At 48.0% G+C, this 16637-nt stretch carries 14 protein-coding genes; 1 reads left to right on the top strand and 13 read right to left on the bottom strand.

Annotation, left to right across the window (positions count from 1 at the left end; translation table 11 throughout):
* Window positions 1–143: 143 nt before the first annotated feature.
* Both BN6539_RS17685 and BN6539_RS17680 read right to left on the bottom strand, forming a co-directional pair.
* The gene (locus BN6539_RS17685) at window positions 144–986 is read right to left on the bottom strand and encodes a sensor histidine kinase (RefSeq protein ID WP_187375532.1); all 843 of its coding nucleotides are present in this window, start codon (window positions 984–986) and stop codon (window positions 144–146) included.
* A 7-nt stretch (window positions 987–993) separates the two neighbouring features.
* Window positions 994–1662 carry a response regulator transcription factor gene (locus BN6539_RS17680; RefSeq protein ID WP_067541436.1) on the bottom strand — a complete coding sequence of 223 codons (669 nt, stop codon included), beginning with the start codon at window positions 1660–1662 and terminating at the stop codon, window positions 994–996.
* 129 nt (window positions 1663–1791) lie between these two features.
* Between BN6539_RS17680 and BN6539_RS17675 the strand changes: the two genes are divergently transcribed.
* Window positions 1792–3525, top strand: coding sequence for an ABC transporter ATP-binding protein (locus BN6539_RS17675; protein WP_067541434.1), 1734 nt, complete (start codon window positions 1792–1794; stop codon window positions 3523–3525).
* Between the two features lie 329 nt (window positions 3526–3854).
* Here BN6539_RS17675 and BN6539_RS17670 read toward each other — a convergent pair whose 3' ends face one another.
* The 11 genes from BN6539_RS17670 to BN6539_RS17620 form a co-directional block, all read right to left on the bottom strand.
* Window positions 3855–4640 (bottom strand): hypothetical protein, encoded by a 786-nt coding sequence (locus BN6539_RS17670; RefSeq protein ID WP_067541432.1) that lies wholly within the window; start codon window positions 4638–4640, stop codon window positions 3855–3857.
* 188 nt (window positions 4641–4828) lie between these two features.
* Window positions 4829–5743 (bottom strand): MBL fold metallo-hydrolase, encoded by a 915-nt coding sequence (locus BN6539_RS17665; RefSeq protein ID WP_067541430.1) that lies wholly within the window; start codon window positions 5741–5743, stop codon window positions 4829–4831.
* Window positions 5744–5766: 23 nt separating this feature from the next.
* The gene (locus BN6539_RS17660) at window positions 5767–7146 is read right to left on the bottom strand and encodes an aminopeptidase (protein WP_067541428.1); all 1380 of its coding nucleotides are present in this window, start codon (window positions 7144–7146) and stop codon (window positions 5767–5769) included.
* 5 nt (window positions 7147–7151) lie between these two features.
* Complete coding sequence (gene cuyB, locus BN6539_RS17655; protein ID WP_067541427.1) at window positions 7152–7853, bottom strand: cysteate racemase; 702 nt, start codon at window positions 7851–7853, stop codon at window positions 7152–7154.
* A gap of 9 nt (window positions 7854–7862) precedes the next feature.
* Window positions 7863–8942, bottom strand: coding sequence for a mandelate racemase/muconate lactonizing enzyme family protein (locus BN6539_RS17650; protein ID WP_067541425.1), 1080 nt, complete (start codon window positions 8940–8942; stop codon window positions 7863–7865).
* 9 nt (window positions 8943–8951) lie between these two features.
* Window positions 8952–9770 carry a M55 family metallopeptidase gene (locus tag BN6539_RS17645; protein ID WP_067541423.1) on the bottom strand — a complete coding sequence of 273 codons (819 nt, stop codon included), beginning with the start codon at window positions 9768–9770 and terminating at the stop codon, window positions 8952–8954.
* Complete coding sequence (locus tag BN6539_RS17640; RefSeq protein WP_067541421.1) at window positions 9763–11373, bottom strand: N-acyl-D-amino-acid deacylase family protein; 1611 nt, start codon at window positions 11371–11373, stop codon at window positions 9763–9765. Before BN6539_RS17640 ends, BN6539_RS17645 begins: the two co-directional genes overlap by 8 nt.
* Window positions 11374–12819, bottom strand: a complete 1446-nt coding sequence (locus BN6539_RS17635; RefSeq protein WP_067541419.1) for a serine hydrolase domain-containing protein — start codon at window positions 12817–12819, stop codon at window positions 11374–11376.
* A complete protein-coding gene (locus tag BN6539_RS17630) occupies window positions 12800–14680 on the bottom strand; it encodes a serine hydrolase domain-containing protein (RefSeq protein ID WP_067541417.1) in 1881 nt (626 codons plus the stop codon). Before BN6539_RS17630 ends, BN6539_RS17635 begins: the two co-directional genes overlap by 20 nt.
* A gap of 12 nt (window positions 14681–14692) precedes the next feature.
* Complete coding sequence (locus BN6539_RS17625; protein ID WP_067541414.1) at window positions 14693–15649, bottom strand: ABC transporter ATP-binding protein; 957 nt, start codon at window positions 15647–15649, stop codon at window positions 14693–14695.
* Entirely contained in the window at window positions 15646–16635 is a 990-nt protein-coding gene (locus BN6539_RS17620; RefSeq protein WP_067541412.1) for an ABC transporter ATP-binding protein, read from the bottom strand. Before BN6539_RS17620 ends, BN6539_RS17625 begins: the two co-directional genes overlap by 4 nt.
* Between the last annotated feature and the right edge of the window lie 2 nt (window positions 16636–16637).

Genomic DNA, 16637 nt, shown 5'->3' with positions numbered 1-16637 from the left:
GTGGAAATGACGGAATCAGAGATTCCTATTTCCACATGTCGCCCCCAAGGGGCGATTCTTCGCAAGGTACGTTCTTTTATATTCCGTCAATATCGACTTCATCGATATTTCCTGCATAATAAAAATGGCAAGCTGCTGTGCCTTTAAGCCGGCAGAAATATGGAAATCTTCATGCCTTCCTCCAGACGAGTGACTTTCATAAACCCCTGGTGCTGGAGCACGATTTCTCTTGTCAGATATAACCCCAGTCCAAAGCCTTCCTGGCTGGTAACCTTTTTGCCTCGGTAAAATCGCTGAAAAATCAAGTTTTCTTCCCCCTGTTCAATTCCTATGCCAGAATCTGTCACCGAAATCTCTGCGAACATTTCGTTGACCTCTGCCTTCATGTCTACATAGGAACTGGAGGAAGAATATTTGATGCTGTTGTCCAGGAGGTTGAATACGGCTTCACTGAGCCAATTTGCATCGTGAGGAATCCGCAGATTCTCATCCATCTGCAGCCGAATATCAATCTTCTTCTCTACTGCCGCCCCCTGGACCTGCAGGATACTGCGAAGCAGGGTCTTTTTCAGATCCGCCGATTCTTTTTTAATCTGGATGACCTTGCTCTCCAGCCTGGCCATTTTAATAAAGCTTTCCGTCAGAAAACGAATTCTCCGCTCCGATACTGCAATGGCGTCGATATAGGCTGACTCCCGCTCTCTGCTGCCCGCCCCTTCCTCCAGCAACTGCAGATACCCTTCCATATTAGCCAGAGGATTACGCAACTGGTGGGCGATTTCACTAATCAATCCCTTGATTTCATCTCTGTCTTTGATCAGCTGCTCTTCATTCCCTCTCATTTTGTCAGAGAGTCTGATCATTTGGTGCCTGATTTTTGATGGCAGTGTGTCCTTATCACCCTGCATGCTATCGATTGGTTCATCATTAATCAACTTCTCCAATACCAGGGAAAGGGCTTCCATTTCTCTTTTTCTTCGAAACATCTCTTCCCTACTTTCCGAAGACATAACCCAGACCGAAAACATTCTTGATAAATTTCGGGTTTGTCGGATCTGGCTCAATCTTCTTTCTCAGTCTGCTCAAAGTCACGTTAATCGTATGTTCTTCCACAAAAGCGCCGCTCTGGTCCCATACTTTATCGAGAATCAGTTCTTTTGTCACTACTTGTCCCTTGTTTTTAATCAGAATTGTAAGCAACTGAAATTCTTTAACAGTCAGTTTAATTTCCTGTTCCCGATATGTCACCCGTCTGCTGTCAAAATCCACCGTCAGATCCATATAGTGAAAAATGTTTTTTTCCTCTTCTGTTCTCCTGAGCACTGCCTCGATGTGTTTGAGCAGCACGTTCATGGGAAAGGGTTTCACCAGGTAATCGTCTGCGCCCAAGTCGAAGGCGCGGATCATGTCTTCCTCTTCGTCGCGGGCAGTCAGAAAAATGACGGGAATCTGATTGAAGGCGTGCGCTCTTTGGCACAGCGCTAAGCCATCCCCGCCTGGAAGATTGATATCGATAATCATTAAATCAATGTCTTCTTCAATCAGCAAAATGCCTTCGGCAAAGGAAAAGGCTCGTTTTATCTCATATTCTGATTGCACCAGAAATTGATATAACGCCTCGTTAAATAATCTATCGTCCTCTATAATCGCAAGTTTCTTCATATCGTATTTCCTTTCTCATATATTCTATCTTATCATAGGAAAAGCAAATCAAAAAGGGAAACCATGGATTGTTGCAGCCATTTTGTGGTATATTATATATATTACGTTTCTGAAATAAGGAGGACAAGAATGATTCGAAAATTTGCCAGATTTTATAAACCACACAAGAAATTATTTATCATTGACATGGTCTGCGCCTTTATCGTTGCATGCTGTGACCTGTTTTATCCCGTCATTGCAAAGAACATCATCAATGACTATGTACCCAATCAAAACATCCGGCTCTTTGTGACCTGGGCCGTCGTGCTTTTGGGCATCTATATATTGAAAGCGATCCTCAACTACATCATCCAGTATTGGGGCCACATCGTCGGCGTAAGAATCCAGGGAGATATGAGGCGCGAGTTGTTCCGCCATCTTCAAAAGCTGCCCTTCTCCTTCTTTGACGAGCACAAAACCGGCTCCGTTATGTCGAGAATGATCAACGACCTCTTTGAAGTATCGGAGCTGGCGCACCATGGCCCGGAGAATCTCTTTCTCTCCCTGATCATTTTGATCGGCGCCTTTATCATGCTGGCGCAGATCAACATTGCTCTGACCCTGATTACCTTTGCCGTCCTTCCGTTCATGCTCTTTTTTGCTTTCAAAACAAAGAAGATGATGAACGAGGCCTTCACAGAGACCAGAGTAAAAACCGCCGAAATCAACGCCAACGTGGAAACCGCCATTGCCGGCATCCGCGTGTCCAAAGCTTATACAGCGGACAAGCATGAAAATGAAAAATTTGACCAGGTCAACGAAAACCTGAAACGCTCCCGTGCAGGAGCCTACCGCGCCATGGGAATCTTCAATTCCGGAATGGGTCTTTTCATGGATCTGCTCTACCTGGTCGTCCTGACTGCCGGCGGACTCTTTTTCTTCTATGGAAAAATCGATACTGGCGAATTTGCCGCTTATCTTTTATATATGACTATGTTCTTAAACCCTGTCAACAAGCTGGTCGCGTTCTACGAACAGCTGCAGGAGGGCATGACCGGCTTCAACAGATTTTGTGAAATCATGGATATGCCGGAAGAAGAGGAAAACGCAGAAAACCTCATGGAGCCTGACCATCTGGACGGAAACATCTGCTTTGAAAATGTAACCTTCAGCTACGAGTCCAGTGACAATGATGAGGACAAACCGCCTGTCATCAGCAATCTGACCATGGACATCAAACAAGGTAAGACGCTGGCGCTGGTCGGTCCGTCTGGCAGCGGCAAGACCACCATGTGTCATCTGATTCCTCGTTTCTACGACATCGATTCCGGCCGCATCACGATTGACGGCATCGATATCACCAATATTTCCAGATACGCCCTGCGTAAGAACATCGGCATGGTCGCCCAGGACGTCTTTCTGTTCAACGGAACTATCAGGGAAAACATCGCCTACGGCAATCTGGATGCCACCGATGAAGAAATCATCGAAGCTGCCAAAAAGGCCAACATCCACGACTACATCCTGACCATGGAAAATGGCTACGATACCCAGGTCGGCGAGCGCGGCATCAAGCTGTCCGGCGGCCAAAAACAGCGCATCTCCATCGCCAGAGTCTTTCTCAAGAATCCGCCAATCCTGATTCTCGACGAGGCGACCTCAGCCCTAGACAACGCGACAGAGATGCTGATCCAGCAGTCCCTTGAGGAACTCGGCCGCGGGCGTACTTCCATCATCGTTGCCCACAGATTATCCACTATTAAAAATGCTGATGAGATCATCGTCCTGACCAGTGAAGGCATCGCCGAACGAGGCAGCCACGAAGAACTGATCAAAGCCGGCGGCATGTACGCCGAGCTGTATCAGTATCAGTTCAGGGACTAGGCAGCGGGTTCTGGCCGCCGCTAGTATAGCAGGTCAGTTGGCCGCCGCTGTACAATAAGGTTAGGTTTTTTGGCGGTTGCAGACAAATCTCGCGTAACCTTTCCTTCCAAATACTGGATATTGGTTATTTTTCTTAGAGAATCTGGTGTATTTGTTCTGATAAAACTGACGAAAAGTAACCCATTTACTGATTTTACTATATCTCAACGTAGAAAAAGACCAGGTATCTCGAAAAGTAGACGCTGCCTGGCCTTTTTTCTTATAAAAATCCATATTAGTTACGCGAGCAACGCTCCAGAAGCCCAAAAAACCTAACTCTATTGTACAAATCAGACGCAGTAGTCGTCAATGAGCTTTCCGATGTCGAGAGTGTTGATCCGTCCATCCAAATCATCGCAGGTGAATAAGATGTCGTCATAAAGTCTATAGCCATTGGAAAAATACAATTCCATCTTCTCCAGAGCATCACTCCGATACTTCTCTTTTACGAGCAGCCCCAGGTGTTCTAAGAGTTTAAACTTGTTTTGGCTCTTCACATAAATTCGAAAATCCGGTGGGATCGTTCTCCCTCCAACATCTATTTCCTCCTCATAATGATATTCTATGTTTTTTACAAACAGCATGTTGGCAATTAACGCTTCCGACTTTGATCTAACCTTTTCTCCTTTCAAGGTCTTGTGCTTCAACCCTTCAGGAAATCCTTTATATTTACGATATGGCATGTTACCCCATTTTTTACCATTGTGAATACCTGACATAGAAAAGCTGCATTCTGGCGGCGTCTGATAGGCCCTTGTTTCTTCTGCCATGACCTCCTCGGGGTCTACGCTTTGATATCCTTTCAGCAGTTGCTCCATCAATACGCAGTTATTATCAATGCGTTTAATGGAATTTTCTATAAATCTGCGCTTCTGTAATTGCACTACTTCTTTACAATCGGCTTTCCCGATATATATTTTCTTACCGTTTAAAACCCTATAGTAGTAAGTCTGATTCTTAATGATCGAGGTAGATAGTCCCCCTGCAGGGAGCCCTCGCAGCTGCTGCAGATATTTTCTTCGGAGCAATCGCTGAAAACATAAATCTTCTTCTACATAATCACTGGTGTTGTACATCTTCCCCTCCTTTTGTTTCCATTATTTTACATCTATTGTATAGGGAATGCAGCACCAAAATAAGAAACTCTGCAAAATTTCATAAATTGCAGAGTCCTAATCTCTTTATAATATCGGACGTCGTCAAAAGACGCTTCATACGGGCGACATGTGTGCATAGGAGCTGCCCTCCCTCATGCACTCGGTCTTTACTTCAAATGCGATGTATTATAGACAATGGAAAACCCATCGCATGGGTATTCACTGATTGTTTTTCCGCCTTCCAGATAGGTATGACCGATGGATACTTCTTTCTCCCCTGCCGTTTCGCCGCAGATGATATGCTGAAGTGCATCGGCTGTTTCCTGCAGCTTATGCCAGTCTGCGATAAAGTCATTGTGGGAGCAGTACAATTTTACGTCTTCTGGAATCTCTGCCGCGAGACGTTTCATGGTTTCACAATATTGCTCCACACTGCCATGGCCGAATTCATCACAGTCAAAGTGGGCATAAAGGGCTCCCAGATAAAAGGTATCGCCCGTAAAGAGAATTTTATTTTCTTCATCGTAGAGCATGATACAGTCATTGCTGTGACCAGGCGTATGTAAGACTTTTATTTTGCGGCCGCCAAGATCAAAGATATGGCCGTCCGCCACAGGCACCGTCTCATAAGGCTTGATGTAAAAGTGCTCTGCATCCAGGTTTTTGGGATAGCCGAACTGGAACATCTCTTCGTCTAACTGAGCGCCTAAGGCCTCCTTGGGCAGACCGTTCTCAGCTACCTGTCTGACGTAATCATCCTCATAGACGTGAATTGGCTGAAACTCATAATTAGAGGCGATATGGTCGAAGTGGAAATGGCTGTTGCAGGCAATGATTTCTCCGCTATATAGTTCCTCGATCAAAGGTCTGACGGGGCAGAATCCTTCGCCAGTATCCAGCAGCAGCGCCCGGCGCTCTCCCACGATGAGAAAGAAATTCACTTCTTGAAAATGCTGGGGTTCACAGATGGCGTACACATTTCCCGGCAGCCTGTAAACCTGATACCATCCATAGTCGCTCTGTACCTGGACTCTTTCGTATTTTTGATAATATTCTCTTGGATATTCTTTTAACCACGTCATACTTCATCTCTCCTTAAAATTTATTACATTCTTTTCAAAAATGCTTCATAGCCTTTCTTTGTCTCGTAAATGTCCGCTTTGCTGGTCATTTCCCAGGGAGCATGCATATTGAGCACGCAAACCCCGCAGTCGATGACCTGCATGCCAAAATGTGACAGGATATATGCGATAGTTCCCCCGCCGCCCCTATCCACCTTCCCCATTTCAGCAAACTGATAGTGGACTTTTGCATTATCCATGATGGTTCTGATCCGGGCGATATACTCTGCATTGGCATCGTTGGAACTGAACTTCCCTTTCGATCCCGTATACTTGCTGAAGGTCATCCCTCTTCCCGCAAAGGCTGCGTTCTTCTCCTCAAAGGCATCGGCAAAGAGCGGGTCGTAGGCAGCATTGACATCACAAGACAGCATATTGGAGCCAGCCAGCACTCTGCGCAGTTTCAGATCACTGTACTCTCCCATTCTGTCGAGCACCTCAGCTGTTGTGTTTTCAAAGAATCTGGATGCCATTCCCGTGGCACCTGTACTGCCGATTTCCTCCTTGTCCACCAGGATGCAGCAGGCCGTTTTTTCCACTTCTCTTGTATCGAGCATGGCTTGCAGAGAAGTAAAGGCGCAGGCTCTGTCATCCTGTCCATAGGCCATGATCAAACTGCGGTCCAGACCCGCCTCTCTGGCCTTTCCAGCCGGAACCAATTCCAGTTCGGCAGAAAGAAAGTCCTCTTCCTCCATGTGATACTTTTCCTTCAGAAGTTTCAAGATGTTGGATTTTACACGGTCCTTCTCTTCCCCCGCCAGGGGCTTACTGCCGATGAGCACATCCAAATTCTCTCCTTCGATGACTACAGAAGCCTTCTTCTCCATCTGCTTTGCTGCAAGGTGGGGCAGCAGATCTGTAATTCCTACCACGGGATCATCATCCACTTCACCGATAATCACGCTGCTTGTCTGCCCGTCCTTCCGTACCACCACGCCGTGAATTGCCAAAGGCATGGCTACCCATTGGTATTTCTTCACTCCGCCGTAATAGTGGGTATCCAGATATGCAAAGCCAGCGTCTTCATAAAGAGGATTTTGCTTCACATCCAGTCTGGGCGAATCGATGTGCGCGCCTAAAATGTTCATCCCTTCTTCTATATTTTTCTTACCTATCTGAAAAAGAACCACGGCCTTTCCCATGCAGACCGCATAAACCTTGTCTCCTGCTTTCAGGGATTCGCCATCTCTGATCACCTGCTCAAGATTCCTGTATCCGGCAGCTTCTGCCATAGAAACAACCATGCTCACACATTCTCTTTCTGTCTTTCCTCTGTCCAGAAACGCTCTGTATTCTGTGCAAAGGACTTCCAGCTGCTGCAGCTGCCCTTCGTCATAACTTTGCCATGTACTAGCTCTTTCCATCTATTTTACTCCTTATATTCTTTTCCTGCAAAGAGAATTACCTTTTTTGCCAGGATTTCCATGGGATCTGCAAACCAGTTGTTCAGATGTTCCTGCTCCCTGATTACCGACAACTCTGTACATGCCAGCAAAACACAGTCACAGCCTGCATTCCTGAAATCCTCTTCTATCAGCCGAAAGCGTTCTGCATCATAAAACTTTCCTGCCTTTATCCGCTCGTAAATCTGATACATGATTTCTTTCTGAATCGAAGTTTTCGGTATGTACGGCTTTAGACCACAGGCGGACAAGGCCTGCTGGTACAGGCCTGTTTCAATCGTCCCCTGGGTCGCCATGACGCCGATTTTCCCCTCTGGATAAAGCACGCTCATTTCAAGAGCCGTCTCTCGAATCATGTGAATCACGGGAATGTCTAGAGCGTTCTCAATGGAATCTATGAAAAAATGAGCCGTATTGCAAGTGACTGCCAGGGCTCTGCAGCCGCTGTCCTGCAAAAACAAAGCATCCTGCAGCATCTGTTCTCTGATTCTTTGGCTATCCCCATTTATAATTGCGGCAGTCCTGTCCGGCATAGAGGTATCGCTGAGTAAAATCATTCTGACATGCTCCTGATCACTTTGAACTGCTGTATGGGTTGTGACCATTTTGTAGAAGAGTTCCGTAGCCAGGGGACCCATACCGCCGATTATTCCGATTGCACCATCCATCTCTCTCTCCTAAAAATCCGCCTCAATGCCCAGACCCGGTTTTTCTGTCAATGTGAAAACGCCTCCCTCTCGCGTAAAGCCGCCTGCAATTCCGTCATCATCTCCTGGGAAAAATATAAAGCTGTCACAGTCTGCTTCAATAATAGCTTTCTTCGCAGCCACCAAACTGATACCTGCCGTCAAGCTGATCTTGTTCTCCTGCATACATCCGACCATGCAGGAGACGCCTGCTCCCTCCGCGATATCCGCAATCTGGAGACCGTGATAAAGGCCTCCACACTTCATCAGTTTAATATTATAATAATCCGCACACTGCAGCTTTGCTGCCCTGCTGGCATCGTGAGGGGAATGAATCGATTCATCCAGCATCAGAGCTACTGTCGTCTCGTTTCTGCGTTTCAGTTCCGCCGCTCCATCAAAATCCCACCAAGGCAAAGGCTGCTCCATCGCCTCAATTCCTAAGGATTCCAGTTCTTTGCAGGCCGTCAGCGCAGTTTCCAGATCATATCCTTGATTGGCATCTACGCGGATACGGACCTCTTCTCCTATCGCCTGTCGAATCTGCGTCAGCGCTTCGATATCTCGCTGCAGATCAATGCCGGTTTTGACTTTCAGAATACGAAAGCCTCTTTCTCTTACATGCTTTTCGGCTTCAGCACGCATTTTTGCCGGTTCGTCAATTCCAATGGTAATATCGTTATAAACCGTCGGATTTGTTCCGCCCAGCAGGCGATACAATGGCTGTCCTTTCTTTTTCCCCATAATGTCATAAAGAGCTGTGTCGATGGCACATTTGGCAGACCCGTTTCCGTAAATCAAACCGTCCATCAGGGCGTGGGCTCCCCGGATATCCATGGGATCACGCCCAATCATCGCCTCTGCAAGCATTTTTAAAACCAGATAACAGGTATCCATGGTTTCTCCCGTGACGAATCCCAAAGGCGCTGCCGAACCGAGACCGTAAACCCCCTCATCCGTCATCACTTTCACTGTCCAGCTTTCGCTATCGGTGATCAGTCCGAAGGCCACCTGAAAAGGCTCTGTAAAGGGAATCGAAAACTTTTCTATCTGTATCTTTGTTATTTTCATCGTCATACCTCATACTAAATTATCACTTAAAACAAAAAAGAAAAAGCGGAGCACTTCGTACCAGTCTTGATGGGTAAAGGTCACGATATGACTTTCTTTCAGCCGCGCCCCCGGGTAAAAAGATGCGCCCCTGGCCCGCAGATGATTGAAAAAGGAGATTTCTGCCTGAAAGGTTTTCGGCATCTTCGGGTAACACTGCCCTTTGGAAATGGACAGCGCTCTTTTCGCTGCTCGTCTGATTTCTTCATCTACGGTACGGGGATGTCTGCTGCGTGAAGCATTACCTGCGTAAGTCGTGGTAATCACCATCTCCGCCCCTGGTATTTTTTCTTTCATAAATTTACAGATCCCTGCATCACCCGTAATGAGCAGGGTCGGAACGCCCACATAGGCTGCCGTCAGGCTGTTGATATAAGCTTCTCCTGCGATTTCCCCGTTGATTTTCACCCAGCAGTTTTTTGAATTGTTGGTATGGGCCAGAGGGCTGGAATCCGTGCCGCCTGCACTGTGACAGCCGGTCAGGAAGACGCCGTCAAAGTCCGCCTCAATTCCAAACATCATGTGGTAAGGATGAAGCCCCCACCCTCTGATCAGTTCAGTATCTTCCGGCAGTTGATCTGGCAGAAGATTATCCCCCGCCCCGTGAGAGTCCTTGATTAAAATCATCTCGGCTCCCGCTTCCCTGGCGCCTCGGCAGGCGGCAGAGATTTCCCGCGTCATCTGCTCTGCAAAATATCCATGATACAGAGGTTCGCTTTTCCGCAGCTCCAAAGGATTTTGAATGTTTGCAGTACCTTCGATGTCTGCACAGATAAAGATCTTACTCATGTTGGCTGCTCCTTTTCCCTTTCGTGATTACAGTCCCAGGTGTTTCTCCTGTCAAGGCACCATGACGAAATACAATTTTTCCGCCTGCCAGTACAGTGTCAATGCCCTTGCTGATCTTGACCGGCTCCAAAATCGTCGCCTGATCCCGTATCTCTTTCGGATCAAAGATGGTGATATCGGCATCCATTCCATCGGCAAGAATCCCTTTTCCTTCAACCTGAAAGGTCTTTGCCGGCAGAGAGGTCATGCGGCGAATCATCTCCTCAAGGGACACCAGTTTTTCATCTCTCGTAAATAGCACAATGGCTCTGGGGAAGGTTCCAAAGGTGCGAGGATGACCACCGTCAGAGAGCTTGTCGATTGCCCCGTCGCTTCCGATCATCACCCTGGAATCCTGTAAAATTCTTCGCATATCCTCTTCACCGATTTCTTCGAACATGGCGCCCACTTCCCCTCTGTTTTGCAGAAGAAGCGCAAAGAAAGCCTCAAATGCCTCATAACCGTGGTTTCTTCCCCACTGGGCAACCGATTTTCCCACGGCGTCCTTTGTCACGGCGCAGGCGGCCACAATCATCTTTTCAAAACTGCCACAGGACTGATAGATATTGTCGAAGCTATCGTCATGCAATAACCGCTGCCGTGCAGTTTCGCGGCCTTTATCTGTTCTGATCAGCTCCAAAGCCTTGTCTATACCGCCTTCCATCAAATCCGGCGGCAGACAGAAGATCAGCTGAGTACCCGACATGGTGTAAGGATAAGCATCCGCTGAAATCCGCACGCCGTCGCGTTCTGCCTGATCCAACAGTTCAAAAATCTCCTGAGAAAGACCGAAGTTTTTTAGGCCGCAGACTTTCAAATGGGAAATGTGCACCCTGCAGCCCGTCTCTTTACCAAGCCAGATAACTTCCTTGACAGAATCTATGATATGTCTTCCCTCATCCCGCATATGAGTCGCATATATCCCGTCGTGTTTTTTCAAAACCTTACAGAGCTGATATAGTTCTTCTTTCTCTGCATAGGCTCCCGGCGGATAGGCCAGCCCTGTGCTCATGCCAAAGGCTCCGTTCAAGAGTGCCTCCTCCAGCATCTCTGTCATATCATTCATTTCATCCTGGGACGGCACTCTCTGCACAGCTCCCATGGCAGATTGGCGCAGAGTTTCATGGCCGAGAAAAAATCCGATATGTTCCGCTGCAGAAATGGTTTTCATATAATCCCGATACCGGGCAAAGGTGGTATGCTCACACAATGGCCGCTCAGGATAGCGGGAAAGGCCGATAGCATCTGCCACCTCTTCTATCCGCTCCCTGCAGAGTGGAAAGGCCGACAGGCCGCACTGCCCGCCCAGATGGGTGGTAATCCCTTGGGAAACTTTCGCGAGGGAATTGCAGGAAACGCCATAAGGGAAATCTCCGTGAGAATGAGTATCAATGAAGCCAGGAGAAACCCACAGTCCGGCAGCATCGATGATTTCCCTTGCCGAAAAACAGCTTCCAGGTTCCAACATGTAAACTCGTCCATCTTTACATGCCACATCCAGTGGCTTTGCCGCTGCACCGGTGCCGTCGATTACCATCCCATTTTTAATTAGTACATCATACATTTATCTCTTCCTCTCCATCAAAAACTCTATCGGTTCTTCCAAATTCACTTCAAACCAGACTTTTACCCCTCTTTCCGGGCAAAATTCAGCTCTGGTCAGAAGCGGTCTGTTTGGCCTGCCGATGTCCAGCAAATAGGTATTTCCATAACTGTGAATGAGGGGATAATTCCAACCGCCATATTTGATCTGCAGCCTGTCCTCCAGCTGGCACACCTGAAGCCTGCCATAGCCGCTGTTTTTATATTCTCCCAGAAAAAGTGAGGGATCTGAGACAAGTTTACTTTTTTTCTTCCGATCGGTCCGCAAAATTTCCTCGTTATGTGCTTCATAGGCTGCGTCCATATTTCGCTGATTCTCGGCATATCGTTCCTCCCAGTTTACATAGGGCAGCTTTAACGCCACGTCAAAGAGATGATGGGCCATGGTTTGCGGCAGGAAACACTGCTCCAGATTAGACAGCAACACGAGACCTGTCTGTTCATAGGGCAGAAATGACATATAAGAGGTGAAGCCATAGAGGCTGCCTGCATGACAGAAACAGAGGTTTCCCCGATACGGCTGAATCGTCCATCCCAGACCATAACAGGCTACTGGCATCTCCGGCCACTTGTAGTCATACCCGCACCAGTCAATGGTATGGGTAGCAAAAATCTGCTTTCGTGTCTGTTCAGAAATCAGCTGCTCCCCCTTCTCCGTCTTCTGTTCTATCAAATAACCCATATAAGCTGCCATGTCTGCCAGGGTGGAGTTCACATTCCCTGCCCCAGACAGGCTGTCATTGCAAAAACTGAGTGTTTCAACCATTGATCCGTCTTTTAGACGAATATATGGCTTGGCACGGTTGGCCGAGTTCAGCATATCCTCTGTGAAGGCAGAACTCTCTTTCATTCCTATTGGCCTGAAAAGCCTTTCTTTGAGAAATTCTCCGTAAGATTTTCCCGACAGCCGCTCGATGATCAGACTGCAGACCAGGTACATCGGATTGATGTATTCAAAACGGCTGCGAAATTCACGATTCATAGGCAGCATTCCGATTTTTTCAACCACTCTCTCCAGAGATTCCTTCTCTTCACCGATTTTGAAGATTGCAGGATCATGCCGGGGAAGCCCCGTCATATGGGAGAGCAGATCGCGAATCGTGGCATGTTCACCCGCATAGGTGTCTGCCATCTTGAATTCCGGCAAGTAAGTTCTTACCGGCATCTCGAAGCTGAGCTTTCCTTCGTCTGCAAGCATGCCCATACAGAGGGCGGTCATGGACTTTGTCAGAGAACAGATGGGATACCTGGTATGTAAATCCGCTTTCCTGCCAGTTGACAGATCGGCAGTGCCAAGGGTGCTGGCGTGAATCACTTTTCCTCTTTGCACCAGGGCATAACAAAGGCTCGGAACCTCAAATCGTTCCATCTGCTCCGCTGCATAGCGGTCAATTGCTTCTATATTCATCTTCTTCACCTATTTCATTTTGTTCATAAGAGACCTCCGCAGAAAAAGGTTCTTTGGCCAGAAATACGATGTAGCCCTTTTTCGTCATAGGAAAAACGCAGTCACGGCGTTCATCATAATAAGGGTACAGTTCTTCATCAAAGAGAAGAATCTTTACATGCTGTGGCTTACAGGCCGTGATACGATAACCTGCATCAGTTCGAAAGGCGGGATTTTTTTGCGGCTCACGAGATGTGACCGTCTGAGATGCCAGTTTCGGCAGACTATCGGTGTCGATATAGCGCACACCGCAGTCGTACAGGATTTCTATCCCATATTCTATCTCCACAAAGGGAGTGAAGGTGTCTCTGCAGCCTGAACCACCCTCTCCGTCCAGCACATAGTCTGTCTCGAAATCACCTGCGGGCATAGCCGGCATCATCCGAAAGCCGCCTTCCTCCTTTGCGCAAAAGAGAATAATGTTTTTCTCAAATTCACTTTCTGCAGTCTCTGGCCGATAGATGGTAATCCCGTTGACCATATCCCCAATATCCAAATCGTCGGGATGCCCGTTGTAAATGAGATAAGACTTGCCGATCCGCTGTTCCCAGGCGGTTTTCTTTCTCACTGGCAAGGTCTCTTTTGACTCAAACTTTTGAGCCAGAACCAGATCCGCCCCCTGCCATCTCATCATCAGATCCACAGCGCCTTCCCTCTCCTGAAACGAAAAATCCTCTCCAGTTTCTGCAAATTTCTTCCAGCCGTCAGGTGTAAATTCATCAACCGCGAAATCCATCTCCCTTGAACAAACCCGATACAGGCCTCTGTTTCCAAAGTATAGTCCATCCATTGCCCTTGGTCTTACATGCTCTGATGGCATCTGCGGTTTTACTATATCAGCGCCCTCAGACTTCAGAAAAGCCGCTCCAATCTCAGAGGCCACTTCAAGAGGGACAATGCCAGTATCCTTTGTAGCGGAAATACCAATGGACAGTTCATATCGAGGGCTGACCAGCAGATAGGAGGCGAATTGACTGGTGCCGCCGCTCTTGCCCAAAGTGCCTGGTCCAAAATCATAGTGTTCTGTAGAGAGTGAAACCGTATCCCAGCCCAATCCGTAATACAGAGACTGGGTATTCCCCGTGCGGGATTTTCCCTGCGGGCAGGTCATTTGACTGCTGCTTTCTACAGCAAACATCGCTCCAAACTTGGCACAGTCGGTCAAGTTGGTCACAATTCCGCCAGACCCGAGACAGGCCAGATATTCCAGAGGGCAGCCATTTTGTCTGACCAGCTTGCCCGGCAGGACCTCTATTCCGCATCCTGTAGAACCTGCACCCAGAGGTTCTAAAATTGCCCGTCTGAGGTAGCTGCTGTAAGATCTCCCTGTTATCTCTTCAATGGCAAAGGCGGCTAAATCAAAGCCGTCATTACAGTAGACAGAAAAACTGCCCGGATCAGCCTTCAATTTCCCACGGGACAGGTAGTCAAAAAAGGCTTCCTTGAATTCGTCGTAGAGAAACTCTGCCTGAAAAGCCAGTCTCATCCCCGTTCCCGGCAATCCCGACGAATGATTGAGACACATGCGAAAAGTGATGTCGCGGTAGCGACGGTCCGCCATCTGAAACTGCGGAAGTACCTGGCAGATTTTTGTATCCAGTGTAATTCTCTTTTCTTCTACTAATTTCATTACAGCGGCAGCACAGTATATCTTTGAAATGGACCCTATGTTAAAGCGATCTGTAGCTTTCGCCCTCACGTCCCCGCCTCCTGCCGCTGCTGCAGCTGCGCACTTTCCTCTATAATAGATAGCCGCGCTGACTTCCGTCCCGCTGCGATTGATGATATCATCCAAAATCTGTTGCAACTGTTCCTGAAACATAATCTCTCCTTGTCAATTCTCCGCCAGGACACAGGCGACCTGATGGCCTGCACCCACGTCTCTCAACGTAACATCTGCGGTCATACATTTTTCCGTGCGATGCGGGCAGCGAGCCGCAAAACGGCAGCCCGGCGCCGGATCGATGGGGCTGGTCACCTCCCCGTGAATCACATTGCGAAGGCGTCCTCTCTCGTTCAGATTCGGTTTCAAAACAGCGGAAAGGAGGGCTTTGGTATAGGGATGCTGAGGGCTGCGGAACAATTCGGCAGTGGGTGCTTTCTCCACACACTGACCCAGATATAAAACGGCGATCTCATCTGAGATATGTTTTACTGCACTGAGATTGTGGGTGATGAAAAGATAGGTCAGCCCCATCTCTTCCTGCAGATCCATCAGCAGATTCAGGATCTGCGCCTGAATGGACACGTCCAGAGCCGATACTGGTTCATCGCAGACGATGAATTTTGGCTCCAGGGACAAAGCACGGGCGATACCGATTCTCTGTCTGCGGCCGCCGTCCAGTTCATGGGGATAACTATAAGCCAGACGTTCCGCAAGCCCTACTGTATCCATCAGATCATAGGCTTTGGCATAGACATCAGACTTGGAATATTCTTTCTTGTTGACCAGCAAAGGCTCCGCTATGAGGTCCAGAACACACTTCCTGGGGTCCAGGCTGGAAAAGGGATCTTGAAAAATAATCTGAATGCTCTTGCGCAGATCCTTCAGCCCCTTCTTGGACAATTTGCAGATGTCATTGCCTTCAAAGAGAATCTGCCCCTCTGTGGGTTCTGTCAATCTGAGGATTGTCCGTCCCAGGGTGGATTTTCCACAGCCGGATTCGCCTACAATGCCCAGAGTGGAGCCTTCTGCAACTTGCAGATTGATGTTATCCACCGCGTGGAGATTTCCCTTTGATGTTTTGAAATACTTTTTCAGATTTACCGTTTCAAGCAATGGGGCGTTCATTTAATCATCTCCTTTTCCTCACTGAACAGGTGACAGCGAATCATATGGGTTCCGTCTGCATTCTGCGGCGGTTTTTCAGTTCTGCATATTTCCATGCAGCGAGTGCATCTGGGGTGAAACTTGCATCCCTCTGGCAGATCCACAGGATCCGGCATCAGTCCGTCGATAGGATGCAGCCTCCGCTCTTCCCTGTCTATATCGGGGATAGATCCAAAGAGACCTTCTGTATATGGATGTCTTTTTTCGCTGAGGAAAAGATCGTCCACCGTGCCGGATTCAATGATTTCTCCAGCATACATCACGGCAACGTCATCGCACATTTCAGCTACGACGCCCAAATCGTGAGTGATCAGAACCATAGACATGTCCAGCTTCTGTTTCAGGTCCTGCATCATAGACAGAACCTGAGCCTGTATGGTAACGTCCAAGGCTGTGGTCGGTTCATCTGCTATGAGAAGTTCCGGCTCGCAGGCCAGAGCCACAGAAATTCCCACTCTCTGCTTCATGCCGCCGGAAAACTGATGGGGATATTCATTTTTTCTGGAGCTTGGAATTCCAACCAGTTCCAATATTTCGTCAACCCGCTTTTCTACGCTTTCCTGCCCTTTGCTGTCTGCCTGGTGGAGTCGGATTGCTTCCGCAATCTGTTTGCCCACCGGAATGACAGGATTGAGAGAAGTCATGGGGTCTTGAAAAATCATGGAGATCCGTTCTCCTCGAATCGCACGCATATCAGCTTCTGTCATAGTGAGCAGATCTTCCCCGTCAAATAGGATCCTGCCTCTGGTGATTTTTCCCGTTCTCTCCGGCAGCAGTCTGAGCACAGAAAGGGCCGTGGTGGATTTTCCTGCCCCGGTTTCTCCCACGATTCCCAGCACATCCCCCTTCTTTACCGAAAGAGCAACGTCATTAACCGCTTTTACTTCTCCGGCTTCCGTGCGATATACCACATGTAAATCTTTTATCTCTAACATCGATTCTTTCATAC

Origin of the sequence: Emergencia timonensis, from assembly GCF_900086585.1 — a bacterium.
Classification (GTDB): domain Bacteria; phylum Bacillota; class Clostridia; order Peptostreptococcales; family Anaerovoracaceae; genus Senimuribacter; species Senimuribacter timonensis.
This window is presented reverse-complemented; position numbering and strand designations above follow the sequence as displayed.